The 23729-nt window shown below is 60.6% G+C and carries 22 protein-coding genes; 4 read left to right on the top strand and 18 right to left on the bottom strand.

Features of this window, described 5'->3' with window-relative positions; genetic code table 11:
- Positions 1-8: 8 nt before the first annotated feature.
- From FHT29_RS02960 to FHT29_RS02990, 7 genes are all read right to left on the bottom strand, one after another.
- Positions 9-3332, bottom strand: coding sequence for an efflux RND transporter permease subunit (locus FHT29_RS02960; protein WP_047562430.1), 3324 nt, complete (start codon positions 3330-3332; stop codon positions 9-11).
- A 14-nt stretch (positions 3333-3346) separates the two neighbouring features.
- Complete coding sequence (locus tag FHT29_RS02965; RefSeq protein ID WP_168599110.1) at positions 3347-4537, bottom strand: efflux RND transporter periplasmic adaptor subunit; 1191 nt, start codon at positions 4535-4537, stop codon at positions 3347-3349.
- Positions 4538-4926: 389 nt separating this feature from the next.
- Entirely contained in the window at positions 4927-5895 is a 969-nt protein-coding gene (locus tag FHT29_RS02970; protein WP_037195165.1) for an ABC transporter substrate-binding protein, read from the bottom strand.
- Between the two features lie 55 nt (positions 5896-5950).
- Entirely contained in the window at positions 5951-7084 is a 1134-nt protein-coding gene (locus tag FHT29_RS02975; protein WP_047562433.1) for an ABC transporter permease, read from the bottom strand.
- Complete coding sequence (locus FHT29_RS02980) at positions 7081-7974, bottom strand: ABC transporter permease (RefSeq protein WP_037195161.1); 894 nt, start codon at positions 7972-7974, stop codon at positions 7081-7083. The genes FHT29_RS02975 and FHT29_RS02980 overlap by 4 nt, the downstream gene beginning before the upstream one ends.
- Positions 7971-8306: a membrane protein gene (locus tag FHT29_RS02985; protein WP_037195159.1), complete on the bottom strand. Its 336-nt coding sequence runs from the start codon at positions 8304-8306 to the stop codon at positions 7971-7973. Before FHT29_RS02985 ends, FHT29_RS02980 begins: the two co-directional genes overlap by 4 nt.
- Before the next feature lie 7 nt (positions 8307-8313).
- Entirely contained in the window at positions 8314-9105 is a 792-nt protein-coding gene (locus FHT29_RS02990) for an ABC transporter ATP-binding protein (protein WP_037195157.1), read from the bottom strand.
- A 124-nt stretch (positions 9106-9229) separates the two neighbouring features.
- On the opposite strand from FHT29_RS02990, the gene FHT29_RS02995 reads away from it, so the two are divergent.
- Entirely contained in the window at positions 9230-9643 is a 414-nt protein-coding gene (locus FHT29_RS02995; RefSeq protein ID WP_037195154.1) for a cupin domain-containing protein, read from the top strand.
- A 33-nt stretch (positions 9644-9676) separates the two neighbouring features.
- On the opposite strand, the gene hydA is transcribed toward FHT29_RS02995, so the two are convergent.
- Together hydA and FHT29_RS03005 are read right to left on the bottom strand one after the other, a co-directional pair.
- Positions 9677-11131 (bottom strand): dihydropyrimidinase, encoded by a 1455-nt coding sequence (gene hydA, locus FHT29_RS03000; protein ID WP_047562435.1) that lies wholly within the window; start codon positions 11129-11131, stop codon positions 9677-9679.
- 238 nt (positions 11132-11369) lie between these two features.
- Positions 11370-12623, bottom strand: a complete 1254-nt coding sequence (locus FHT29_RS03005) for a Zn-dependent hydrolase (RefSeq protein WP_047562929.1) — start codon at positions 12621-12623, stop codon at positions 11370-11372.
- Positions 12624-12923: 300 nt separating this feature from the next.
- Here FHT29_RS03005 and FHT29_RS03010 point away from each other — a divergent pair, with 300 nt between their 5' ends.
- Complete coding sequence (locus FHT29_RS03010; protein ID WP_047562437.1) at positions 12924-13568, top strand: TetR family transcriptional regulator C-terminal domain-containing protein; 645 nt, start codon at positions 12924-12926, stop codon at positions 13566-13568.
- 87 nt (positions 13569-13655) lie between these two features.
- Here the strand turns inward: FHT29_RS03010 and preA are convergent, their stop codons facing one another.
- The 4 genes from preA to FHT29_RS03030 form a co-directional block, all read right to left on the bottom strand.
- Positions 13656-14969 carry an NAD-dependent dihydropyrimidine dehydrogenase subunit PreA gene (gene preA / locus FHT29_RS03015; protein WP_037195136.1) on the bottom strand — a complete coding sequence of 438 codons (1314 nt, stop codon included), beginning with the start codon at positions 14967-14969 and terminating at the stop codon, positions 13656-13658.
- Positions 14970-14982: 13 nt separating this feature from the next.
- A complete protein-coding gene (locus FHT29_RS03020; RefSeq protein WP_037195134.1) occupies positions 14983-16341 on the bottom strand; it encodes an NAD(P)-dependent oxidoreductase in 1359 nt (452 codons plus the stop codon).
- A 472-nt stretch (positions 16342-16813) separates the two neighbouring features.
- Positions 16814-17806 (bottom strand): sensor histidine kinase, encoded by a 993-nt coding sequence (locus FHT29_RS03025; protein ID WP_047562439.1) that lies wholly within the window; start codon positions 17804-17806, stop codon positions 16814-16816.
- A 186-nt stretch (positions 17807-17992) separates the two neighbouring features.
- Positions 17993-18787, bottom strand: coding sequence for a response regulator (locus tag FHT29_RS03030; RefSeq protein WP_037195132.1), 795 nt, complete (start codon positions 18785-18787; stop codon positions 17993-17995).
- A gap of 260 nt (positions 18788-19047) precedes the next feature.
- Here FHT29_RS03030 and FHT29_RS03035 point away from each other — a divergent pair, with 260 nt between their 5' ends.
- Positions 19048-19254: a NepR family anti-sigma factor gene (locus FHT29_RS03035; RefSeq protein WP_037195131.1), complete on the top strand. Its 207-nt coding sequence runs from the start codon at positions 19048-19050 to the stop codon at positions 19252-19254.
- Positions 19255-19265: 11 nt separating this feature from the next.
- The gene (locus FHT29_RS03040; RefSeq protein ID WP_034505427.1) at positions 19266-19817 is read left to right on the top strand and encodes an RNA polymerase sigma factor; all 552 of its coding nucleotides are present in this window, start codon (positions 19266-19268) and stop codon (positions 19815-19817) included.
- Positions 19818-19935: 118 nt separating this feature from the next.
- Here FHT29_RS03040 and FHT29_RS03045 read toward each other — a convergent pair whose 3' ends face one another.
- From FHT29_RS03045 to FHT29_RS03065, 5 genes are all read right to left on the bottom strand, one after another.
- The gene (locus FHT29_RS03045; protein WP_037195130.1) at positions 19936-20340 is read right to left on the bottom strand and encodes a hypothetical protein; all 405 of its coding nucleotides are present in this window, start codon (positions 20338-20340) and stop codon (positions 19936-19938) included.
- A gap of 9 nt (positions 20341-20349) precedes the next feature.
- A complete protein-coding gene (locus tag FHT29_RS03050) occupies positions 20350-20697 on the bottom strand; it encodes a DUF883 family protein (protein WP_037195129.1) in 348 nt (115 codons plus the stop codon).
- Positions 20698-20877: 180 nt separating this feature from the next.
- Positions 20878-21669 (bottom strand): heme ABC transporter ATP-binding protein, encoded by a 792-nt coding sequence (locus tag FHT29_RS03055; protein WP_047562443.1) that lies wholly within the window; start codon positions 21667-21669, stop codon positions 20878-20880.
- 7 nt (positions 21670-21676) lie between these two features.
- Complete coding sequence (locus FHT29_RS03060; RefSeq protein ID WP_052212716.1) at positions 21677-22750, bottom strand: iron ABC transporter permease; 1074 nt, start codon at positions 22748-22750, stop codon at positions 21677-21679.
- Positions 22751-22787: 37 nt separating this feature from the next.
- Positions 22788-23723, bottom strand: coding sequence for an ABC transporter substrate-binding protein (locus FHT29_RS03065; protein WP_047562448.1), 936 nt, complete (start codon positions 23721-23723; stop codon positions 22788-22790).
- Positions 23724-23729 lie beyond the last annotated feature (6 nt).

Genomic DNA, 23729 nt, shown 5'->3' on the forward strand with positions numbered 1-23729 from the left:
GCCGACCGCTATTCGGCGGCGAACGGCGGTAGCTTCAGCACATTCGTACCGGTCGCCTTGCGACCCCTGACATCCCTGTTCTCCATGACCTCCAGTCGCTCTTCCAAGGTGGCGAGCGACTGTCGGTTTTCATTGACGGCAGTCGCCAGGCTTTCCTTGGTCACGACTTCATCATCCGCGTCCTTTTTGCCGACCAGTTTGCCGAAGAGGAAGCCGAGCAGGCGCGAGAGGTCGTCCATGATCAGGAAGAAGGACGGCACGACCACCAGGCTGAGGACGGTGGACACGATAATGCCGCCGATCACGGCAATCGCCATCGGCGCGCGGAAGGAGCCGCCTTCGCCGACACCGAGCGCGGACGGCAGCATGCCGGCCGACATGGCGATCGAGGTCATGATGATCGGCCGCGCACGCTTGCGGCCGGCCTCGACGACGGCTTCCAGCCTCGGCATGCCCTGATGCATCATCTCGATGGCGAAATCGACCAGAAGGATGGCATTCTTGGTCACGATGCCCATCAACATGAGAATGCCGATCATTACAGGCATGGACAGGGCATTGCCCGTCAGGATGAGTGCCAGCGCCACGCCGCCGATCGCCAGCGGCAGCGACAGCAGAATGGTAAAGGGCTGGATGATGTCCTTGAACAGCAGCACCAGCACGGTCAGAACCAGCAGTAGGCCAAGCAGCATGGCATTGCCGAAGCTCTGCTGCATTTCCTTCTGGACCTTGGTGTCGCCGCTTTCGGCCAGATGCACGGTTGCCGGGATCTTGGCGCTGTTGACGATATCGAGGAAATGCTCCGATGCTGTATCCAGCGCCACGCCCTGCGGCAGGTCCGCGCCGATGGAAACGACGCGGTAGCGGTTGTTGCGCTTGATCGAAGACAGGCCCTCGGTATAGTCGATGTCGGCGACGCTCGACATCGGCACGGTGGTGCCTGAGGCGGTCTTGATGCGCAAGGCACGGATCGCCGCCAGATCGCGGCGCATGCCGAGCGAAGCCTGGACGCGGATCGGTATCTGGCGATCGTCGAGCGAGATCTTCGCAAGCGACGCGTCGATATCGCCGATGGTGGCCACACGAACCGTATCGGAAATCATCTGCGGCGTGATGCCGAGGCGTGCGGCTTCGTCCTTGCGCGGATAGATCTGCAGCTCGGGACGCGGCAGGGCGCCGTCGGCGCTGACGTTGGCGAGCGCAGGGTCGGTTCGCAACTTGGCTTCGAGTATGCCGACCGCCTGGTTCAGATCCTTCTCGTTGCGGGAGAGGAAGTTGTAGGTGAGGTCGCGGTCGCCACGGTCGTTGAGCTTGGTGATGCGGACGTCAGGTATCGAACGCAATTTCGCGAAGACTTCCTTTTCCACATCCCATTGCGGACGCTCGCGGCCATGCACGGTGACCTTCGGCAGGTGAGGGCCGATGACGGGCAGCGAGCCGAGGACGTCGTTCACCAGCTTCTTGACGAGCGACTGGTCGAGCTTGCCGAGTGTCAGCGTCACGGTCGCGCGGCGAAGCTCCAGATCGCCCTTCGGCGAAGCACCGCCGAGAACGAAGACGTTTTCAACGCCGTCGATGCCCTTAACGCGCCGGTAGATCTCGTTGGTCGCCTGTTCCGTATCCTCGAGCCGTGCATTTGGCGGCAGCTCGGCTGACAAAACGATACGCGATGAATCGTCCGGCGGAATGAAGCTGCCGGGGACGAACATGATCAGCGCAAAAACCGAGGCGATGGAAAAGGCGAAGGCCGCCAGCAGCGTCGGATAACGCGTATACCACCGCTTGGTCGTCAACCGCACCAGTGCGCTGTAGCCGCGCATGAAGGGGCCGTCTTTGTCGTGGTGATCGTCGACCGCATCTTCGGCGCGCATGAGATAGGCCGCCATCATCGGTGTGATCAGACGCGCCACAAGCAGCGAGAAGAACACCGAGAAGGCGACTGTCAGGCCGAACTGAATGAAGTACTGGCCCGGAATGCCCGGCATGAAGGAGACCGGGACGAAGACCGCGATGATGGTGAAGGTCGTCGCGATGACGGCCAGGCCGATTTCATCGGCGGCATCGATGGCGGCACGGTAAGGCGTCTTGCCCATCTTGATGTGGCGGGCGATGTTCTCGATCTCGACGATGGCATCATCCACCAGAATGCCGGTTGCCAGCGTCAGCGCCAGGAAGCTGACGAGATTCAGCGAGAAGCCGATCTGGTTCATGATCCAGAATGTCGGGATCGCTGACAGTGGCAGGGCGACCGCCGAAATCAGCGTCGCGCGCCAATTCCGCAGGAAGAGGAAGACCACGAGAACCGCCAGGAGCGCGCCTTCGAGCAGCGTGTGCATCGCCGCTTCGTAATTGCCGTAGGTGTAATAGACGGAGTCGTCGATCATCTCGATAGAGACGTTCGGATTTTCGGCGCGCACCTTGTTGAGCGTATCGCCAACCGTCTTGGCGACCGTTACCTCGCTGGCGCCCTTGGCGCGGAACACGCCGAAGGTGACGACGGGGGCGCTGTTGAACCGCGAGAACGACTTCGGCTCCTGATAGGTGTCCTTGATGACGCCGAGAGCGGAGAGCTTGACGAAGCGGCCGTTGGTCAGCGCGATCGTGGTATCGACAAGCTGCGCGACCTCGCGGGCGTCGCCAAGCACGCGGATCGCCTGTTCGCTGCCCGCGACCTGGCCGCGGCCGGAACCCAGATCGATGTTGGTGCTGCGCAACTGCTGGCTGACCGAAAGCGCCGTAATGCCATAGGCATTCAGCTTGTTCGGATCGAGCTCGATGCGCACCTCGCGGTCGGCGCCGCCGTAGCGATCGACGCGGCCGATACCCGCCTGGCCCTGCAACGCGCGCTTGATAACGTCGTCAACGAACCAGGACATTTCCTCAAGGGTCATGTTCGGCGAGGAGACGGCGAAGCTCTGGATCGCCTGGCCTTCGACATCGACCTTCGAGACGATGGGCTCATCGATCGTGGACGGCAGATTGCCGCGGATGCGATCGATGGCGTCCTTGGTATCCTGAACGGCCTGTTGGGTCGGCACTTCCAGACGGAAGATCACGACGGTCTGCGATTGGCCGTCGGTGACGGTCGATTGTATCTCGTCGATGCCGTTGATGCCGGCAACGGCGTCTTCGACCTCCTTCGTCACCTGCATTTCGAGCTCGGCGGGCGAGGCGCCGCTCTGCGTCACCGTGACGTTGACAACAGGCACGTCGATGTTCGGGAAGCGCGTGATGGGCAGATTGAAGAAGGCGTGCGCGCCCACCACCATCAGCAGGAAAAAGCCGAGGAGCGGGGCTATCGGATTTCGGATGGACCAGGCGGAGAAGTTCATCTTGCCATTCTCGCTCAGTTGGAGGCTTGCGGCGTTTCGCGCACGGGCGTGATGTGGTCGCCGTCGCGGACATAGGCGCCGGCCTTGGCGACGACATCTTCGCCGGCCGTCAGGCCTTTGAGGATCTCGACATAGGCTCCGTCCTGGATGCCGGTCTCGACATTGACGAACTTGACGACGCCGTTCTCGACCTTGCGGGCGGAAGAGCCGTTTTCGTCGCTATTGACGGCGGTCAGCGGCAGGGAGACACCCTCTTCCTGCCGGATGACGATCTCGGCGCTGCCGTACATGCCGGCACGCGCCTTGTCGCCCTCGTCGATGGTGATGTGCACCGCGCCGAGGCGAGTAACGGAATCGACGACAGGCGCGACGAGGCGGACGGTGCCTCCAAGCTTTTCGCGGCTGCCGGAAAGCGAAATCAAAGCCTTCTGCCCGGTGGCGATCTTGGTGATGTCGCTTTCGGAAACGTCGACCACCAGTTCAAGCTGGCTGTCGCGGATGATCGTGAAGAGCGGATCGCCGCTGCCGTTGGCGATGGCGCCGACGCGGGCGTTGCGCGAGGCAACCGTGCCTGCGACCGGGGTCTTGATGCCGGTACGGGCAAGTTTCAGGTCGGTGTCGGCGATCTGGCTGTCGGTGACCTTGAGATCGGCTTCCGCAACCGCGATCGCCTGTTCGGCGGACCCCACGCGAGCCTTGTTGGCTGCGGCCGACGCGTTTGCCTGCTCGACTGACGAGGTCGACATCGTGCCCTTGGCGCCCATTGTGACCGCGCGGACGCGTTGCAATTCAGCTTCTTCCGCGTTGGCGTGAGCCTCGGCGAGCTGCGCGTGCAGCTGGGCAAGGCTTGCCTCGCCCTTGGCGCGCGTGGCCTGCATCTGGCTCTTCTGCAGGATCAGCGCGTCTTCGTTCAGCGTGGCGAGCGTGCTGTTTGCCTCGACCTTGTCGCCGACATCGGCATTCAGCGAGCGGATGGAGAGGCCATCGACCTGCGGCTGGATGTAGATTTCTTCGACGGCCTTCACCGTGCCCGTCGCGACGACCCTGTCGACCAGCTTGCGCATCGTGGCGGTGGTAATGACGATCGCCGGCAGGTTCTGCTTCGGGGTCGTGACGGCAGGCTCCTCCGCCAGCGCGGCGGGTGCGGCCAAAAAGGAAAGCATGATTGCGGTCGTGCTTAGAAATCTAAACGGCGTAAGGGCCATGCGTCCGGTTCCAGTTCGGCATCTCGGTAAAAGGATTTCGCTGTTTTCCGTCGCGAACACGGGGATCAATGCGTGCGGGCCGGCTACTCCGGCGGATCAATATCCGTCTGTCATGCCTGCAGGTCCCTCATCCTAAATTCGCTCCTGTACATGGGAGCGGTTTCCAAATTTCACAAGATCACGAGAAAATGATTTCGCGGGTAATTTTACCCATCGCAACTCTGCGAAGCAATCACGGCATTGTGATGTCGGCATTCGAATAGTTTAGTTGTGAGCTTTTCGTGCAAGTGCCGCGATAAGGCCAGCTTTTTGTTGCTGCTGTTACAAAATGAAAAAAAACGCGCGAGGCATGAAACCTCGCGCGTTTCGGTTGTTCGCGATGCCTGAGACTATTTCAGGGCCGCGTCCGTGATCTCATGCGTATAAGCGCCAGTCGGCTTCTTGTTGATGATCTTCTGGTCAAGCAGCGCCTCGACGGTGCGATCATAGAGCTTCGCGTCGAGCTTGCCGCTGCCGATGAGCTTGGCGACTTCGCCCATCATGCGCTTCTGGTGGTTTTCGTCCTGGCCGCCATTGTCCATGACGATCCCGGCGGCTTCATCCGGATGTTCGACGGCATATTTCCAGCCTTTCATCGAGGCGCGGACGAACTTGACCATATCGGCCTTGAACTTCGCATCCTTCAGCTTGTCTTCCTTGACATAGAGGCCGTCTTCCAGAAGGTCGACGCCGAGCTTGGTATAGTTGAAGACGGTCAGGTCTTCCTGCTTGAAACCGGCATCGATTGCCTGCCAGTATTCATTATAGGTCATGACCGAGATGCAGTCGGCCTGCTTCTGGACGAGCGGCTGCACATCGAAGCTCTGCTTCAGCACGGTGACGCCGTCTTTGCCGCCATCGGTCTTCAGGCCGATCTTGTGCATCCAGGCGAAGAAGGGATATTCGTTGCCGTAGAACCAGACGCCGAGCGTATGTCCCTTGAAATCCTTCTCCGTCTTGACCGGGCCATCCTTCGGGCAGATCAATTCCAGGCCGGACTTCTCGAAGGGCTGGGCGATGTTGATCAGCGGTACGCCCTTTTCGCGGGCAACCAGCGCGCCACCCATCCAGTCGACGATGACGTCGGCGCCGCCGCCGGCGATCACCTGTTCCGGGGCGATATCCGGGCCGCCCGGCTTGATGTCGACGTCGAGGCCTTCTTCCTTGTAGAAGCCCTTGTCCTTGGCGACGAAATAGCCGCCGAACTGGCCCTGGGCCACCCATTTCAGCTGCAGCGTCAGCTTGTCGGCGGCCGTCGCGGCCTGGGTTGCGGCCAGCGTCATAGCGCTTGCCATCAATGCGAACATCAGTTTTTTCATGTTTTCACCCTTTTCCCTCTGAAGTTATGCCTTGATCCCTTGAGGAGATCCCGGATTACGTCTGCCCACTGCGGATAGACGGATGCCAGAACGTCGTCATTCTCTCGATAATGGCGACGATACCGTAGAAGACGGAGCCTGCGACCGCGGCGACCGCGATCTCAGCCCAGACCATGTCGAGATTCAACCGGCCGTTTTCGGTCGAGATGCGAAAGCCCATGCCCGACATGGGAGTGCCGAAGAACTCCGCTACGATGGCACCGATGAGAGCCAAGGTCGAGTTGATCTTCAGCGCATTGAAAATAAAGGGAGCGGCGGCCGGCAGGCGCAGCTTCAGCAGCGTCTGCCAGTAGTTCGATGCATAGGTGCGCATCAGGTCGCGCTCGATATTGCCGGCTGCCGCCAGGCCGGCCACCGTGTTCACCAGCATCGGGAAGAAGGTCATGACGACGACGACGGCGGCCTTGGACTGCCAATCGAAGCCGAACCACATGACCATGATCGGCGCAACGCCGATGATCGGCAATGCCGAGACGAGATTGCCGATCGGCAGCAGGCCGCGGCGCAGGAAGGTGAAGCGGTCGGCGAGGATAGCGACGATGAAGCCGCTGGCGCAGCCGATGGTGTAGCCGATCAGGACCGATCGGAAGATCGTCTGCTGGACATCCGTCCATAGTATCGAGATGGAGCCGGCAATCCGCGCGCCGATGGCGCTCGGCGGCGGCAGGAGGATGAAAGGGACGCCGGCCCCGCGCGTCACCGCTTCCCACATGATGATGATCCAGACGCCGAAGATCGCGGGAATGAGCAATCGTAACGTATAGCTGTCGGCGGTCGAGTGCACGCGGATGATCGACAAGATCGAGACGCAACGCCAGGCAAGCAGCCAGGCAGCGGCAAGCAGGATAAAAAACGACGCAAGCGCGTTGCCTTCATTACCCGATATTCCGGCCAGCAGCAGCCAGGCCGCTGCGTGCGCGGCGAAGAAGAGGATCGCCGCGCTGAGGGTTGCGGACAGGTTCATGAAGGAAATCGCGGCCGCGGCCGCAATGAGAATGAAAATGACGAAAGTGGTTCCGCTGCTGATGGGCGTTGCTGCATCCGCTGCGAGCAGCGGCAGCGCCGGGAGCGCAACAAGGCAGAGAAGAAGGGAAAGTGTGCCCTGCCACGACAGATGAGAATTCTTCATGCCGCCCGACCTCCCATAGCACGATCGACGATACGCGCCGCGATGCCGACGATGGCAATCAACACGGCGGCGAGTATCGAGCCGGCGACGAGCGTCGCCCATATATCGATCGTCAGGCTTTGATAGGAGCCGGCGAGGAGCTTGGCGCCGATGCCTGCGACTGCGCCCGTTGGCAGTTCACCAACGATCGTTCCGGTCAGGCTCGCTGCGATTGCAACTTTCATCGAGGTGAAGAGGAATGGGACCGACGCGGGAACCCGCAGTTTCCAGAAGGTCTGCATGGCGCTGGCATTGTAGGTGCGCATCAGGTCGAGATGCATGGTTTCCGGCGATCGCAGTCCCTTGACCATGCCAACGGCGACGGGGAAGAAGGAGAGGTAGGTCGAGACCAGCGCTTTGGGAATAAGGCCGGTGACGCCGATCGAACCCAACACGACAACGACCATCGGCGCGATGGCGAGGATCGGTACGGTCTGCGATGCGATGATCCAGGGCATCAGGCTGCGGTCAAGAGCCACCACATGCACGATGCCGACCGCGATCAGGATGCCGAGAACCGTGCCGAAGGCGAAGCCGACTGCCGTCGAGGATAAGGTCACCCAGGCATTGTAGACCAGGCTGCGGTTGCTGGTCAGCGCCCGCAGAAAGGTGTTTTCGAATACATTCTGCGCCACTTGATGGGGTGCCGGCAGGATCGGTTTCGGCTGGGCCAGCGTCTTGCCGATGAATTCCATTGTTGTCGAGGTGACATTGCCGCGGCGATCGAGATCGCGCTGGAACGGCGCGTTGAGCACAACCGCGAAGACATACCAGAGGACGACGATCGCGAGCACGATGCTTGCGACCGGCACGAACTTGTGTCTGAAGAATTGCTGCTTCTCCACGGTCATGCCCTCCCTTGTGCCGGCAGCAGCATCAGCGCCATGGCAACGATACCGAGCCCGACGCCAGCCAGCTGCGGCAGGCTCAGCCGTTCGCCGAAGACGAGGAAGGCGATGATGTTGACGACGATGAGCTGGGCAATGGAGGAGGCTGATATCGCCAGACCCAGCCCACCCTCGCGCATGAGCCGCACCATCATCAGGTTGCCGATGCAATAAAGGATGAGCGCCAGGATCAGGACCAATATGTTGTTGTTGGCGATATAGGCGCGCGAGGCGGTCGCTCCGCTGATGAAGATCGCCATCGCGCCGGTGAGCCAGAGGAGGAATTGCGGGTTCATGATGATCCTATTCCTCGTAGCTGTGTCCGGCCCGCAAACCTTCGCGGACACGATGGGCGATCTCCAGGAATTCAGGCGTTTCGCGAATGCCGAGCGGGCGTTCGAGCGGAAGCGTGGATTCGATGACATCCGTGACGCGGCCGGGGCGAGGGGACATGACCACGATCTTGGTGGAGAGATAGACTGCCTCGGGGATGGAATGCGTGACGAAGCAGATGGTCTTGTTCGTTCGCTTCCAGAGCTTCAGCAACTGTTCGTTGAGATGGTCGCGAACGATCTCGTCGAGCGCGCCGAAGGGCTCGTCCATCAGCAGAAGATCGGCGTCAAAGGCGAGCGCGCGAGCGATGGAGGCGCGCTGCTGCATGCCGCCAGAAAGCTGCCAGGGGAATTTCTTCTCGAAGCCGCTGAGATTGACGAGGTCGAGCGTCTGGGCGATGCGCTGGGCCTGTTCGTTTCTGGCATAGCCCATGATTTCCAGCGGCAGGGCAATGTTCTTTTCGATGGTGCGCCAGGGGTAGAGTGCGGGCGCCTGAAAGACATAACCGTAGGCACGGGCCTTGCGCGCTTCGTCCGGCGTCATGCCGTTGACGGTGATATCGCCAGAGGTTTTCCGCTCCAGATCGGCGATCACGCGCAGGAATGTAGTCTTTCCGCAGCCGGAAGGGCCGATGAAGGAGACGAAATCGCCCTTTCGAACATCGAGATCGACATTGCTCAGCGCATGCACAGGCCCGTCATTCGTATCGTAGGTGAGACAGAGGTTCCGCGCGGAGACGACGGAGGAAGCGGACGACGTCATTAACACCTACCAGTCCTATTTTCGCCACGCAGTCGGGGCGGATTGCTTGTTATCCAGTTTAGCATTGCTGTAGCTTTGGAAGACCAGGGCGCCGCGCGGCTGCCGGATCCAGAGGAGCAATGCCATGAGTTTGTCATCAAAGCCCACCTGTCGTGTCGTGCGGCCCGGCAGCACCTATGCCGGAAAGCAGGGCTTCAGCTATTTCGAGGGGATCGCCGCCGAGACAGTGGGTTCGACGGGCATCTGCATGCATCTTCTGACCATTCCGCCGGGTGGCCGCGCCAAGGCGCATCTGCATGCGTCGCACGAGACGGCGATCTATGCACTTTCCGGCGAGACGCATTGCTGGTTCGGCGATCAGCTGGAAGAACACGTTATCGTTCGCGAGGGCGAAATGTTCTACATTCCGGCCGGCGTCCCGCATCTTCCCGCCAATCTCAGCGACCGGCCGGCGACAGCCGTCATCGCCCGCACCGATCCGAACGAGCAGGAAAGCGTCGTCCTGCTGCCGGATCTGGAGCGGCATGTGCCACGTTGATAAACCGATGGGCCGAACGACTGGGGCCAAGCGTCACACCCCGCTTGCGGGGATGCCGCTGCGCTGAACCTTGCGCGGCGCGGTGACTTCCTTCCAGGTCGAAAGCGCCCGGTTGGCGGCGGTGAACGGCTCGCGCTTGACGAACTCGCCGTGGCCTTGTTGCGTCTTTACCGTGCCTTCCTCGATGGCGACGACGCCACGGGTCAGCGTGTAACGCGGCAGGCCGGTCACTTCCTTGCCCTCGAAGACGTTGTAGTCGATCGCCGACTGCTGCGTCTTGGCGGTGATGGTCTTCGAGCGATTCGGATCCCAGACGACGATATCGGCATCGGCGCCAACGAGGATCGCGCCCTTCTTCGGATAGATGTTGAGGATCTTGGCGATGTTGGTGGAGGTGACGGCGACGAACTCGTTCATGGTCAAGCGACCGGTCTTGACGCCATGGGTCCAGAGCATCGGCAGGCGATCCTCGAGGCCGCCGGTGCCGTTCGGAATCTTGGTGAAATCGTTGAGGCCGAAGCGCTTCTGCTCTGTCGTAAAGGCGCAGTGGTCGGTTGCGACCACCTGCAGCGAGCCCGAGGCGAGGCCAGCCCAGAGGCTGTCCTGATGCTGCTTGCTGCGGAAGGGCGGCGACATGACGCGGCGGGCGGCGTGATCCCAATCGGGGTTGGCATATTCGCTTTCATCGAGCGTCAGGTGCTGGACCAGTGGCTCGCCATAGACGCGCATGCCCTTCTGGCGGGCGCGGCGGATGGCTTCGTGGGCCTGTTCGCAGGAGGTGTGGACGATGTAGACGGGCGAGCCGGCCATATCGGCGATCATGATGGCGCGGTTCGTCGCCTCGCCTTCGACCTCGGCCGGACGGGAATAGGCATGTGCCTCCGGCCCGTTATTGCCTTCGGCCAGCAGCTTTGCCTGCATCTGCGCGACCACGTCGCCGTTTTCGGCATGGACGAGCGGCAATGCGCCGAGCTCGGCACAGCGCTGGAAGGACGAGAACATCTCGTCGTCATCCACCATCAGCGCGCCCTTATAGGCCATGAAGTGCTTGAAGGTGTTGATGCCCTTGTCGCGAACGATGGCCTCCATCTCGTTGAAGACCTGTTCTCCCCACCAGGTGATCGCCATGTGGAAGGAATAGTCGCAATTCGCCCGCGTCGACTTGTTGTCCCACATGGTCAGCGCTTCGAGCAGCGATTGGCCGGGCGAGGGCAGCGCGAAATCGACCACCATCGTCGTGCCGCCGGCGAGCGCCGCGCGGGTGCCGCTCTCGAAATCGTCGGAGGAATAGGTGCCCATGAACGGCATTTCGAGATGCGTATGCGGATCGATGCCGCCCGGCATGACATAACAGCCGGAGGCATCCAGCACCTCGTTGCCCGACAGGTTCTGCCCGATCTCGACGATCTTCCCGCCTTCGACCTTGATATCGGCCTTATAGGTCAGGTCGGCCGTGACGATGGTTCCACCCTTGATGACTGTGCTCATGACGTTTGTTCCCTGTTCTTAAGAGGCTGGCATCCGTGGCGCCACCTCATCCGACTCTTCGGGCCATCTTCTCCCCGAGGAGAGAAGGAGAGGCGTGGCGAGTCTTCGGCGATAAACAATTTCTGATTGTACCAACGGTTTCTTGAGAAAGATGGCGCTGCGGCGGAAATCCCCTTCTCCCCTCGGGGAGAAGGTGCCCGAAGGGCGGACGAGGGGGATGGCTGGGCGCGAGCCGTGATCAAGCCACGATCTCCGCCGTCTCGACGACCGCATGGAACAGCACATCCGCACCGGCGGTCGCCCATTCCTTGGAAATCTCCTCGGCCTCGTTGTGCGACAGGCCGCCGACGCAGGGGCACATGACCATGGTGGCCGGCGCCACCTTGGCGGCCCAGCAGGCATCGTGGCCGGCGCCGGAGATGATGTTCATATGGCTGTAGCCGAGCCTGTCGGCGGCGCTACGCACCGCGGCTACGAGCTTTGGGTCGAAGGTCACAGGCTCGAAATGGCCGATGGCCTCGACGGAGCAGCCGACGCCGAGGGCGTCGCAGATGGCAGGCGCCTCGGCCTCGATCTTGGCGCGCATGCGATCGAGCTTTGCCTTGTCGGGGGTGCGGATGTCGACGGTGAAGACCACCTTGCCGGGAAGCACGTTGCGCGAGTTCGGCGAGAAGAACACCTGGCCAACGCCGCCGACGGCGCCCGGCTGGTTCTCCATCGCCACGCTCTGCACCATCTCGACGATCCGTGACATGGCGAGACCGGCATTGACACGCATGTTCATCGGCGTCGAGCCGGTATGGGCTTCCTTGCCGGTCAGCGTGAATTCCAGCCACCACAGGCCCTGACAGTGCGTGACGACGCCGATGGTTTTCTCTTCGGCCTCGAGGATCGGCCCCTGTTCGATATGATATTCGAAATAGGCGTGCATCTTGCGGGCACCGACCTCTTCGTCGCCGAGCCAGCCGATGCGCTTCAGTTCCTCGCCATAGGTCTTGCCCTCCGGATCCTTACGGCCATAGGCATAGTCAAGCGAGTGTACGCCGGCAAAGACGCCCGAGGCGAGCATAGCGGGAGCAAAGCGTGCGCCCTCTTCATTGGCCCAGTTGGTGACCACGATCGGATGCTTGGTCCGGATGCCGAGATCGTTCATGGTGCGAACGACTTCGAGGGCGCCGAGCACGCCGAGCACGCCGTCATATTTGCCGCCGGTCGGCTGGGTATCGAGATGCGAGCCGACATAGACCGGTAGTGCGTTTGGATCGGTGCCGGCGCGGGTCGCAAACATGGTGCCCATCTTGTCGACACCGACTTTCATGCCGGCGTCTTCGCACCATGTCCTGAAAAGGCTGCGTCCTTCGGCGTCGGCATCGGTCAGCGTTTGACGATTATTGCCGCCGGCAATGCCGGGGCCGATCTTCGCCATGTCCATCAATGCGTCCCAAAGGCGATCGCCATTGATACGCATGTTCTCGCCTGGCGCTGCCACCATGATGCAATCCTCACCTGTTTCGTCCCGGGGCATGCAAGGTGCATGCCCGATTGTTCCCGATGGTCTACCCGAAGCGTCTACTTGTTTTTATCGCCTCGGGAAATCGCCAGTTGCCTTTAAGAGACATCTGACAGATAATTTGACCGATTGGTAAACATTACAACTTCCGTGGCGCGGCTCAAGACGAAAAGCACGAAAAATTCCGATAAAATTTCAGGCGATTGCCTAAATTCAAAGCACTGACAGGGTGAATGAGAGCTTGGCCGAAAGGCTTGGATTTCAAGGAGAAACAGAGCAGATATGGCCATCCCCAGAGCCGCCCGCACCCAACGACGCACCCGGATTCAGGAAGAAAAAGAGGAAATCATACTCGAGGCCGCACTCGATGTATTTTCCGTAAACGGCTTTCGCGGCTCGACCATCGATCAGATCGCCGAAGTGGCGGGCATGTCGAAGCCCAATTTGCTCTATTATTTCCGAACGAAAGAGGCCATGCATCGGGCGCTGATAGACAGGGTGCTGTTTACCTGGCTGGAACCGCTGCGTGCCTTCGATGCCAACGGCAATCCCGAAAGCGAGATCCGCTCCTACATCCGCCGCAAGCTCGAAATGGCCCGCGATTTCCCGCGCGAAAGCAGGCTCTTCGCCAATGAGATGCTGCAGGGGGCGCCGCATGTCGAGGATGAGCTGCGCGGGCCGCTGAAGAGCCTTGTCGACGAGAAGGCGGAAGTCATCCGTGCCTGGGCCAAGGCCGGCAAGATCGCCAAATGCGATCCCTACCACCTGATCTTCTCCATCTGGTCGACGACGCAGCATTATGCTGACTTCGACGTGCAGGTGCGCGCGGTGCTCGGGCAAGAGCATTCGGGCGAGGGGCGGTTCGAGGATGCTGCGCGCTATCTGGAAAAGCTCTTCGTCGATGGGCTCGGCATTCGCCAACCATAATTCGGCATTACCGCCACTCTCTACCGGCCTGGCTTTTTACACCCACGTCGTTGGACGTGGGTGCAATGTTGACTGGTGGAGAGAGGCTTACTCCGCCGCCTGCTGCGCCATCGGATTGTTCGGATGGGTCGTCCAGTTGGCGTAGTTCGGATCGACGATCTTGCCGGTGCGCTTGTCGAGGCTGCCGGCCGGCAGTTCCTCCATGGTGATGCAGTTCTCGACCGGACAGACGCTGACGCAGAGGTTGCAGCCGACGCATTCCTCGTCCATCACCTCGAAATGCCTGACGCCATCAACCATGTTGGTGATTGCCTGGTGCGAGGTATCCTCACAGGCAATGTAGCAACGGCCGCACTTGATGCAGGCATCCTGGTCGATCTTGGCCTTGGCGATGTAATTGAGGTTGAGATACTGCCAGTCGGAGACATTCGGCACGGCGCGGGCGATGATGTCGTCCAGGCTGCGATGTCCCTTCTCGTCCATCCAGTCGGAAAGGCCCGTGATCATCTCTTCGACGATCTTGAAGCCATAGGTCATCGCCGCCGTGCAGACCTGCACATTGCCGGCGCCAAGCGCCAGGAATTCGGCCGCATCGCGCCATGTGGTGATGCCGCCGATGCCTGATATCGGCAGGCCGTAGGTTTCGGCATCGCGGGCGATCTCGGCCACCATGTTGAGCGCGATCGGCTTGACCGCCGGGCCGCAATAGCCGCCATGGCTGCCCTTGCCGCCGACGGTCGGGTTCGGTGCGAAATTGTCGAGATCGACTGATACGATCGAGTTGATCGTGTTGATCAGCGATACGGCATCAGTGCCGCCGGCCTTGGCGGCGCGGGCGGGCTTGCGGATGTCGGTGATGTTCGGCGTCAGCTTGGTGATGACGGGCATGCGGGTGTATTGCTTGCACCAGCGCACGACCATTTCGATATATTCCGGCACCTGTCCGACCGCAGCACCCATGCCGCGCTCCGACATGCCGTGCGGACAGCCGAAGTTCAATTCGATGCCGTCTGCTTCGGTGTCCTCCACCAACGGCAGGATCGCCTTCCATGCATCCTCGACGCAGGGAACCATGATCGAGGCAATCAAGGCACGATCAGGCCAGTTCTTCTTAACCTGCTTCATTTCGCGCAGGTTGGTATGGAGGTCGCGGTCGGTGATCAGCTCGATGTTGTTCAAGCCGAGCAGGCGGCGGTCGGCGCCCCAGATCGCGCCGTAGCGCGGGCCGTTGACATTGACGACCGGCGGGCCTTCCTCGCCGAGCGTCTTCCAGACGACACCGCCCCAGCCGGCCTTGAAGGCGCGTTCGACGTTGTAGGCCTTATCGGTCGGCGGCGCGGAGGCCAGCCAGAACGGGTTCGGAGACTTGATGCCGATGAAATTATTGCGGAGATCAGCCATTTCGATTCTCCTTTCAGGCGACTGCGGCGGCCGACTGGGCGGCAGCGAGCGCATGGTTGATGGATTCGGCCGCGTCGCGGCCCTGGGCGACGGCTGAAACCGTCAGATCGTCGCCGCCGAGCACGCAGTCACCGCCGGCCCATACGCCTTCGACCGAGGTCCGGCCTTCGCCGTCGATGGCGATGCGGCCGGCTTCCATGCGCAGGGCGCCGAGGCCGGAGGCCTCGAAGGTCTGGCCGATCGCCTTGAAGATCTGGTCCGCGGCGATGACGCCGACATCGCCGGTGCCGGTGAGCTTGCCGTCGCGCAGCTCGGTATATTCAACCTCGATGCCGGCGACCTTGCCGTCCTTGTCGAGGATGCGCTTCGGGGCGAGCCAGTGGCGGATGATGACGCCCTTGGATGCGGCGAGATCCTGCTCGTATTCCGAGGCGTTCATGTGTTCCTTGCCGCGGCGATAACAGATGGTCACCTCCTCGGCGCCGAGCAGTTTTGCCTGCACGGCCGCATCGATTGCGGTCATGCCGCCACCGAGAACGACGACGCGGCGGCCGATGGCGATATCGGCCTTGTCGTTTGCCTGGCGCAGATCGGCGATATAAGCAACGGCGTCGGCGACGCCGTCGAGATCCTCGCCTTCGGCGCGTAATGCGTTGACGCCGGCAAGACCGAGGCCGAGGAAGACGGCGTCATATTGCTGGGAGAGGTCGGACAGGCTGAAGTCGCGGCCAAGCGCCTGGCCATTCTTCACCTCGATGCCGCCGATGGCGAGCACGTATTCGACTTCCTTCTGGGCGAAATCGTCGACTGCCTTGTAGGTGGCGATACCGTATTCGTTGAGGCCGCCGGCCTTTTCGCGAGCGTCGAAGATAGTGACCTCATGGCCCTTCACGGCGAGGCGATGGGCGCAGGCAAGACCGGCCGGACCGGCGCCGATGACGGCGATCTTCTTGCCGGTCGTGGCGGCACGGGCATAGAACTGCTTGTTCTCAGCCATTGCGGCATCTGTCGCATAGCGCTGCAGCCGGCCGATCTCGACCGGACGCTCTTCGGCGGTGTTGCGCACGCAAGCCTGCTCGCAGAGCTGTTCGGTGGGACAGACGCGGGCGCACATGCCGCCGAGGATGTTCTGATCGAAGATCGTCTTGGCCGAGCCGATCGGATTGCCCGTCGAAATCTGGCGGATAAACATCGGAATGTCGATGGAGGTGGGACAGGCCGTCATGCACGGCGCGTCGTAGCAGAAATAACAGCGGTCGGCTGCGACCAGCGCCTCGTGATTGTTCAGGCGCGGGTGAAGATCGGAAAAGTTTGCATCATATTCGGCGGGCGTCAGCCTGCCTTTATGAATCCCAGTTTCCAGTCGTCCCATTGAAGTTCCCTCTTATAGTAAACGGCTAGTGGCAAGAACGGTAACTCAGGATAAAAAATTTATCAAACGGTAAAATTTTGACCCTTGAAATTGCCTGGGCACACATTTCGGCCGTGGCGGGCAAGCGTCCGGGAGGACTGCGTCGGGTCGTTCAACTATATGCTTTGACAGGTTTTCTTGTGATCTTCAGATGAGGGCGTTCGAAGGCTGCGCGGTTTCGCCATGGCGCGGGACAGCCGCCGGAACGTAGCCGGCGTCATTTCGCGGTTGCGATGGATGTGAAGAAAAAATGATTTTTTTCGTGATCGCGTGGAACCAAGGCCCTGCTGCCCCGTTTACCTAGCGTCCGGATGATGATCGCATCTCCTGATGCGCGCCCAAAGCCATCATCGGACTTCTACTCACGGTCCCCTCCCGATGAGTGTAAAGCAGCCAGTGCGTCGCCCTCGCACTGGCTGTTTTCTTGACGCCGTCAGCGGCGTCTCAGTATTTCATACTCTGTCTCGGGAATGGTGAGGTGATAGCCGATATTGCCGTCGCTGATGGTGAACTGGGCACGCCCGTTCATGGAAGTCGGCACGACTCGTTCGAGCACCGTGCGGCTGAAACTGTTATCCTCAAATTCATGGTCGGCAGGCGCGTGGAAACGCTCCAGCCAAGCCACTTCTATGGCTTTCTTCCCGTCCAGCTCGGCTTCCTTGCAATTCAGCGTGATGCTGGTTGCCCCCGCTGAAATGGCGCCGTGCGACGCGGAGTTGACGATCAGTTCATGCAGGGCAAGCCCGAGATGCACGGCGGCATTGGGTGTCAGATGTGCATTGATGCCGTAGATCGGCATGGGGACGCCGGCATCGGGCCAATAGGGAGCGAACTGCTTCTCGGCAAGCTCGAACAAGTATGCGCCGCGCCAGCTGGAGTCGGTAATGAGATCCTGCGAATTCGACAGGGATTGCAGGCGGCCGCGGAATTTGATCAGGAAATTATCGAGGGAAAGCGTGTGGCGCGCCGTCTGCGTCGCAATCCCCTGAATGATCGCCAGGAGATTCTTGGAGCGGTGCGACAGTTCGCGCAGCAGCGACTTCAGAACTTTTTCGCGGTGGCGGCTTTCCGTGACTTCGGAGATGACGGACAGCACGCCTTGCGCCTTGCGGCCACCAACGCGTTCCATTTTCAGCTCATAGATGCGCACGCCGTCGCCGCTTGCAATTTCTACTTCGGCGGTCACGGCCCTGCCGTTTTCAAGCACGCCCCGCTTCAGCAGCGTAAGATGCTCGCCATCCTTGTCGCCGAACAAATGGTAATCGTTGCCGCCGATCAGCAAAGATGGCATGAGGTGCTCGGGCAGGTTGTCGGCATAGCGGATTGCGAGTGTCGTGTCCTGAAACAGGACGGATACATTGGCGCTAGCAAGCGCCCGCTCCATCAGAGCGGCTTTGCCTTCCAAACTCAAAGGCGCGCCGGACAATGGTTCAGACGTATTCACGGCGTGCCTTTCACTCGAATTTCGAGATGTCCACCGACGGGGACATTCTCAATCGGAAGAACTCGGACCGATCTATAAAATCGTGCGGGATAACAGTCGGTAAACCGATCGCCGCGGACCAAAACGTCCGGCTATCACCTTTGTTCCGCGACGGAGGTTTCAATTGAATCAGGCGGCCACCTTTGTGGTTTCGTTAAAGAAAAGAGCCTGGCTGATAAGAGCCTTCACCATGTCCGGATTGAAGGGCTTGGTGACGAGGAAGGTCGGCTCCGGTCGCTCGCCGGTCAGAAGGCGTTCTGGAAACGCGGTGATGAAGATGACCGGGATGTTTGCAGTCTTGAGGATATCGTTGACGGCATCGATACCCGAGCTGCCGTCGGCAAGCTGAATATCGGCAAGCACCATGCTGGGCTTGGTGGCATTATGCAGCGCGACCGCTTCGGCATGGGTGCGAGCGATGCCCGTGACCCGATGCCCAAGGCTTTCCACCATCTGCTCGATATCCATGGCGATCAGCGGCTCATCCTCGATGATCATAATATCGGTCGCTACCTGCCGCGAAATTTCCTGCGATGCCACATCAAGCAGATGCATCGTGTCGCTTTCCGATACATCGAGAATATCGGCGATCTCGCCGAGACGGAAACTTTCAACGGAGGCAAGTAGAAACGCCTGACGCGCAACCGGAGAGACCTTGGACAGGTTTACCGAGGCGCGCTGTTCCCATGCGTAGGGCGAATTCGGTTCAGGAATCTGTAGGGTCAGGGAACCGAACAGCTTTGTGAACAGTTTATAGAGTGCAACGCGGTCGTTGTCCGTATCCGGGAATATGGAAATATCGGCGATGATAGCTTCCAAAACCGCAGCAACATAGGCGTCTCCTGACGTCTGCGTTCCGGTTAAAGCACGTGAGTAGCGACGCAAATACGGAAGGTGCGGCGCAATGCGTGTGGAAAGTGTCATCAATGGCTCCCGCCTTTTATCACATTCTAATTAAAATACAGCCCGGAGGCCGCAATGACTAACAAACGTCAGTTGAGTAAAAAAGTTCCTCTTTGTCGGAACTTTTTTTAGGCAGTCGCATTACAATGCTTACAAACGGTTGGCTTCATCCTTTACGATTCGTTAGGAAACAGTTCTGGAGAGGTTTGCCGGTCTTCCGGACGGGAGGCAGGAAGCATACCCGACCCACGAACGCGACACATGAGAAGCGAGCAGGTTAAATGACAATTCAGAATAATGAGGAAGCGGACAACAAGGCATCAGACCTACGCGTGATGGATATCCTCGACCCCAACAATCAGATCGGCAACCGCCTGCGTTCCTTCTACGCTGCTATGCAGGACGAAGTCATTCCCGATCGCTTTCTTGATCTGCTTGAGAAGTTGGATCAGGCAGAGCGCATGGCTTCCGTAAAGGTGTCCGAATAGGGGTGGGCGTGATGGAAACGCAATCGAGCTTCAAGCGCGAACTTCTCGCGGCTCTGCCGAGTCTTCGTGCTTTCGCCATTTCGCTGACCGGGCGCCATGACCGTGCCGATGATCTTGTGCAGGACACAATCATGAAGGCTTGGGCCAAGCAGGATCATTTCGAGATGGGCACGAATATGAAGGCCTGGCTCTTCACCATCCTGCGCAACGAACTTTATAGCCAGATGCGCAAGAGCGGGCGCGAGGTACAAGACAGCGACGGCATATTTACTGAATCGATGGCGACACATCCCTCGCAATACGGCGCGCTCGACCTGCAGGACTTTCGCAAGGCGCTGGATCAATTGCCGCCGGATCAGCGGGAAGCCATCATCCTGGTGGGCGCTTCCGGCTTTTCCTATGAAGAGGCTGCGGAGATCTGCGGCTGCGCCATCGGCACGATCAAAAGCCGCGTCAACCGCGCTCGCCAGCGCCTGCAGGAATTGCTTGACATCTCCGGTGAAGCTGACTTTGGGCCTGATGCGACGTCGGCGCCGCTTACCTCCAAGGCATTCGCTTTCTGATAGCAAAAAGCCCGGCCGTATTTGATACGGCCGGGCGTCCTCCCATTTTTCATTATGTTTTACACCTGATGCGTTTCTCAAAGCCGGCGCTTGCGTCGGCTTTTTTCTACGTGAGGCGTCAATCGTCGTCGTCGCTCGATCCGAATACATTGCCAAACACGAGCGCGGCAGCAATGGCCGCTGTCATCAGCGGTTGCTTCCTGACAAGGCCGAGTACCGCTGCTGCTGCAGATTCCAATGCGAGCCGCCGTTCGCGGGCTCGGCGTTGCTCCTGCTTGTTGACGATCGCCATGACGACTAGGACAATCAAACCTAGCAAGAGTGCGCCTGCGGCGATCAGAAGTGCCGCGACTGCGGCGCCATAGATGGTCGCCAGCGATATCGCAGCGGCGATCAGCGCAAAGGCGTAGCCCGTCAGCAGAAGAAGGACCGCTATGGCGATGAAAATACCGTTGCGCTTGGTTCGCGCAACGGTGCGATTGATAGAGCCGGACAAGAGCAGGCCGAGAATCGGAGCGAGCATGCCAACTTCCTAGCGGCGTGACAGAAGCAGAGCGATTGCAAGTCCGAATGCCGCAGCCGCGCCGACCGTGGCGACCGGATGCTGGCGAACGGTCCTGCGGACTTCGCGAGAGCCCCGTGTATAACCCTTTTGCAGGTCGCGTAGCAATTCCTCGCCGCGAACCGTCAGGTCGTCGAATCCCGACTCGGCCCTCGCGCGCAATTTCTTGCCCTGCTTTGCACCATTATTGCCAATCAGTTTGGCAAAGGCTGCAACTTCCTCGCGCAGGGATTCGATCTGGTCTTCGATGCTTGCCTCGACATCGTGCAGGCTGCTGCCGTTACGCTTGCGCGTCGAATGGAGAATGGATGAAGCCATGTTTGAGCTCCCTTTCGTCGTTTACTGCGTTGCTTGGCGCCGGTGGAGCGCCACCTATCGTTATGATCGGATATTGCGCGGCGCACTAGGTGGGTGAGCGTGCGGAACATTTATTCCCATCACTATACCTCAACGCGTGGATGCAATGAAAAGTTCCAAAGCGCGTGACTTAAGGGAAGCTCAGCCGGGGAGGGCGCTGTGGGCGAGGACGAAGGGTACACCGTCAGTGGGAATGCGATTGACCCTTAGATTGCAGCCGAAGATATCCTGCAGATGCCGGTCTTGCAAGACCTCCTTGACCAGGCCGGCGGCCCGCAGCTGGCCTTCCTTGAGCAGAACCATCTGGTCGGCGAAGAGGGCGGTCAGATTAAGATCGTGCATGACAGCGATAACGCCGCCGCCGCGTCGGCAAAATTGCCGTGCGAGCGTCATGATGGTCAGCTGGTGGCTGATGTCCAGGCTGGAAACCGGCTCGTCCAGGAGCAGCCAGCAGGGCTTGCCGTCGATGACGGGCTCGGAAATCTGGCAAAGCACGCGCGCGAGCTGCACGCGCTGCTGTTCGCCGCCGGAAAGCTCCTGGTAGAAGCGTCCCTCGAACCCGATGAGATCGACGCAGGCCAGTGCGTCCGCGGCTATGCGGTCAGCCTGTTCCGGACGACTGTTGCGGCCGGTAGTCAGGCCCATGCGGACGATTTCGCGGACCGTGAAAGGAAAGGAGATGGAGCTTGCCTGCGGCAGCACGCCTCGCATTTCGGCGAGCTGCCACGCCTGCAGGCTACCGATTTCCGAGCCGTTCATATGCACCGAACCCTGATAGGCCAGCTCGCCTGAAATTGCCTTCATCGTCGTCGTCTTGCCAGAGCCGTTCGGTCCGCAGATCGCCGTCAGCGTTCCCGGCTCAGCCGCAAAAGAGACTTCCTTCACGACGGCCTTGCCGCCGAGCCGGACGACGAGATTGGAAACATCGATCATCGCTGGCTCACAGGCTGAGGCGCGAGCGCTGCCGCAACAGCATCCACAGGAAGAATGGTCCGCCGACGCCGGCTGTCAGAATGCCGATCGGCAGTTCGGCCGGGGAAACGATGGTGCGGGCAACCACATCGGCAACGATCAGCAACGAGCCGCCGAGCAGCGCGGAGGCCGGCAACAGGAAGCGATGATCGGGCCCGATTATCATGCGCAGTATGTGCGGCACGACGATGCCGACGAAGCCGATGCCGCCGCTGACGGCGACGGAGGCCCCGACGGCCGCAGCCACGCTGACGATCGCGACATTTTTCAACCGCTGCACGGCGACACCCATGTGGAACGCCGCTGCTTCGCCGAGTGTCAGAGCGTTGAGGCCACGTGCCATGAAGGGGAGCGGCAAGAGGGAAAGAACAATGATCGGTCCGGCACCGATCACCTTGCTCCAAGTCGAGCCGGCAAGCGATCCCATGCTCCAGAAGGTAAGATCGCGCAATTGCCGGTCGTCGGCCATGTAGATCAGGATTCCCGTAGCCGCCAGGGCAAGCGAGCCGAGGGCGATGCCGGCCAACAGCAGGGTGGCTATGGATGTCTGGCCATGCCGGGTCGCCACCCTGTAGAGCAGCACCGTCGTCACCAGGCCACCGATGAAGGCGGCGATCGGCAGGGAAAAAATGCCGAAGAGGTGGGCGACCGGGGCAAGGACACCGCCACCGAGCACGATCATGGCCACCGCGCCGAGGCTGGAGCCGGCGGAAACGCCGATCAGGCCGGGGTCGGCCAGCGGGTTGCGGAACAGCCCCTGCATGACCGCACCCGAGACCGCCAGCCCGCCGCCGATCAGAAAGCCCAGGATGGCGCGGGGCAGGCGTATGTCGAAGATGACGATGCGGTCGCGATTGCTCAGCGCGCTGTCGGCACTGCCGGTCGCCATGCTGACGATCACATCGATAATCGAAGCATTCGACGCGCCTGTCGTGATCGAGAAGGCGAAAGCAATAGCCGAAACGAGAACGAGGCCGACGAGGACGAGAACAGCAAGCGCGGTGCGATCCCCATCGCGACGGTATGTCGTACGTTGCGACATCTGCTTCAGCCCCGTCACGGTATCGTTGAATGCCACCTCAGCCTCCGTAGACGGCTGCGTTGAGCTCGCGAACGGCGCTGGCGGTGCGCGGTCCGAACCCGAGCAGATGCAGGCCGTCCATGCGCACGATCGCCTTATGGCTGGCGGCGGGCGTCAAGGAAATCGCCGGCTGCTTGAGGAGATCGTCATTCGTCATCGACAACGGGCCCTCGCGATCCATGATGAGGATGACATCAGGCTTGGCGTCGATGATTGCTTCGTCCGTCAGTGATTTGTAGCCGGTGAAGCCGGTGATCGCGTTGACGGCGCCGGCAAGCTTGATGATGCCGTCGGCGGCGGTATCGGTGCCCGAAGCGAGGATCTTGCCGTTCTGATTACTGAGCACGAAGAGCACCCGCTTGCGCTCGGCCTCGGGGCGCTTGGCGGAATCGGCAATGGCGGCATCCAGATCGGCGGCGACCTTGTCTTCCAGGGCCTTCGTCTTTTCCGGCACGCCGAGCAGGGAGCCGACGACGTCGATCTTCTTCAGGATGCCGTCGCGATCATAGGTCTGCGGCACGGTCTCGAAGGGCAGGCTGGCATTGCGCAGCACGGCCAGCGCTTCCGGCGGGCCGGAGCCTTCGACGGCGATGATCGCGGTCGGGTTGACGGCGAGGATCCCTTCGGGGGACAGGGCTCGCATATAGCCGACATCGGGCAGCGTGGTCGCTTCCTTCGGATAGAGGCTGGTGGAATCGCGGGCGATCAGCCGCTTCTCCTCGCCGAGCGCATAGATGATCTCGGTGACGTCGCCGCCGATGGAGACGAGGCGCGTGGTATCCAGCTTCTTGGTCGTCTCTGTGGCATGGGCGTGCCGCACGAGGCTGCTAAATCCGGCGATCGGGCTTGCCGGCACGAGAGGCAAGGCCATCACCACCAAGGTCAGGGTGACTTCCCACGGTCTGATGCGCTTGAAATTCCTAAATATCGTCATAAGCCA

Origin of the sequence: Rhizobium sp. SG741, assembly GCF_012275435.1 — a bacterium.
In the GTDB taxonomy this organism is placed as follows: Bacteria; Pseudomonadota; Alphaproteobacteria; order Rhizobiales; family Rhizobiaceae; genus Rhizobium; species Rhizobium lusitanum.